The 2,414-nt window shown below is 37.9% G+C and carries 3 protein-coding genes; all 3 read right to left on the bottom strand.

The window, feature by feature from the left end:
- Positions 1 to 794 (bottom strand): nucleoside-diphosphate sugar epimerase/dehydratase (locus VF500_RS00450; protein ID WP_414688555.1); only part of this gene is annotated, 794 nt, incomplete at its 3' end.
- A gap of 25 nt (positions 795 to 819) precedes the next feature.
- Entirely contained in the window at positions 820 to 1,845 is a 1,026-nt protein-coding gene (locus VF500_RS00445) for a GNAT family N-acetyltransferase (protein ID WP_330857790.1), read from the bottom strand.
- A gap of 13 nt (positions 1,846 to 1,858) precedes the next feature.
- The coding region (locus VF500_RS00440) for a GNAT family protein (protein ID WP_330857789.1) at positions 1,859 to 2,414 on the bottom strand (556 nt) is incomplete at its 5' end.

Raw genomic sequence — 2,414 nt, 5'->3', positions numbered from 1 at the left:
TCTTTAAACTGGTTTAAATTAGGTTTACCGTTGATCCACTGATCTGATGATGGCACAACAATTACTTTTATGCCAAGCTCAATACATTTTTCAACAGCTTTTCTTTTTCCGTCAATTTTTATATCCTCAGATGTTATGAGCAGTGATTTTATATCATAACGGTTTTTTAACGCATCAATTGATTTGATAGGGTAAACCCGTTTTTGCTCAATTAATTTTGAGATTCTGTCTATCCCTGTGTCAATAAAACCCTGCACATTTATAGTAAACCCTTTTTGTGCTTCAAGTGCATTTTTGATCAGGATAGAGGGTTCGTTTGAACCGTAGATCAATACATTTTCTTTTTCCGCTTTATAGCTTGTTGCCTCAATGTATCTAAAAACATCCTTGATGATAATACGCATGCACATCAGCATTGATGAGGTGATAAAGAAATTGATGAGGAGCACATCTACCAAGCCGCTTACATTTATTTTGAGATAAAAAGCAAAAAACATGTTATAAAACAGCAGGAAGGTAATATTACTTGCCAGCACAGTTATCAAGATCCGCATCATATCGCGCGTATTTGAATACCTGATAATACACGTATGTATTTTCATGATCATAAAAACCAGTACTGCATTAGCGCAGTAAAATATCATGTAATAAAGGCTTATAGGATCAAACTGAAGCCGGTTTTTAAAATAAAGTGAGGTCCATAATGATAACAGAACCACCATAAGGTCGATTACCAGGATCAGCCATCTTGAATGGAATTTGTCCTGGAACAATAAATTTTTCAGGTATATCATAACGGGTGTATTTAGGTATTATCATTTAAGCATATCTGTATAGTGGAAAGAAATCCACTTCGATATTTTCTTCGATGCCTTTATCCTGCAAAAGCTTTTGATATATTTCAGGATTGGCGATATATCTCCATGTTTTGAAATCCAGATGCAAATCTGAGAAGGCACATTTCCAGTCAAAAAGTTTATCGTTTTTAAACCCGAGGCCGCCTCCAAGATTGTAATATTTCATGCCCTTTTCCCTGCCTATCTGAGTTATTGAGTCGGCCAGGAATTTGGTTGGACTATGATGTAAATATTCAGCGCGGGCACCTACCAGGTGGGCTTGGATGATGCCATTGGTGAATGCTATTATGGTGCTTGCAATTGCGATATCTTTGTCATAAACAGTTAGTAAACGTGCTTCATATTCGGAGGTGTTTAATATTTCTGAAAAGTATTTTTCGTTAAAGAGGTAGTAGCTGCTGGCTCCAACACGTTTCATGTTTTCGGTATAAATTTCAACAAAGGTGTTTATGCCCTCAGTGTTGGTTTCGTCCTCTACTCTGAAACCTCTTTTCCATGCATGCTTAATAGCATCCATGGTTGATTGCCTGTACTTGCTGCGCTGCTCATCAATGGAGAGCGAAAGATCGAATACAACCGTTTTTCCGTTTTCATGAACGCCTCCAAATTTCTCCAGTAATATTTGCTGCTTATAAAAAGGGTGCATCCTTGCAAAAACAGATACATACTTTTCGCTTATAAGGAAATTACTGAAAGCAGCTTTAAAGTTTTCCATCAGCACCTCATCTATTTCATCAATTTTTTTGTTTGAAAACGGCCCTGAAAACCCATATACGCAGGTTAGGTCGCTGTAATCAGATCCCGGAATTTTTCGCTGTAACAGCGGGAAACCGATGTAGGTGCCCGATTCTTCATAGATGAACAGAACGGGATCGCCGGCTGTTTCAAGGGAGTGGTAATGCCAGGTATGATAAAAGTCATATTCTGCCGAATTACCTACATAAGAAATCCATTCCTCTTTATTGAGGAGGGTAAGCATCTTGATCATTGTAAATTAAAGTTTAGGAGATAGAGTCATGCTCTTGATTTTCAAGCTGAACAAATTTAGTTTTGGTAACACTCATGGTAATCAGATCATTCGCCTTACCTGTAATTTCAAATCCTGCCTTTTCATAAACAGTTATCGCTGCGATATTTGCCGGGTGCACCTTTAAATAGATCTCATCCAGTTCTTTGATTAAAAAACCATATCGTATCATTTGTACGGTTGCCTGGTAGCCAATTCCTTTACCCCAGTAAAGTTTATTGCCTATAAACAGGTGTAACTCGGCATCACGGTCGGTAATATCAAGTAGCTGGATATTGCCGATGTATGTGTTAAGCTCTTTAACACAAATTGCAAACCTGAGTTGATCGGGCCTGGCCAGCTTTTCACGTAACCACGCTGTTTCTATTTCAGAACTGATATAGTGAGTAGGTTTGTAGCCCGTATAAACCCATATTAATGGGTCATTGCGCCATGCATATGATACGGACGCATCTTCTATTACAAGGGGGCGTATGTAAACTGAAATGGTCATAAAAAAAGTCTTAGCGTGTTTAACATATAAAACATAT

Source organism: Mucilaginibacter sp. (assembly GCF_036383575.1).
In the GTDB taxonomy this organism is placed as follows: Bacteria; Bacteroidota; Bacteroidia; order Sphingobacteriales; family Sphingobacteriaceae; genus Mucilaginibacter.
This window is presented reverse-complemented; position numbering and strand designations above follow the sequence as displayed.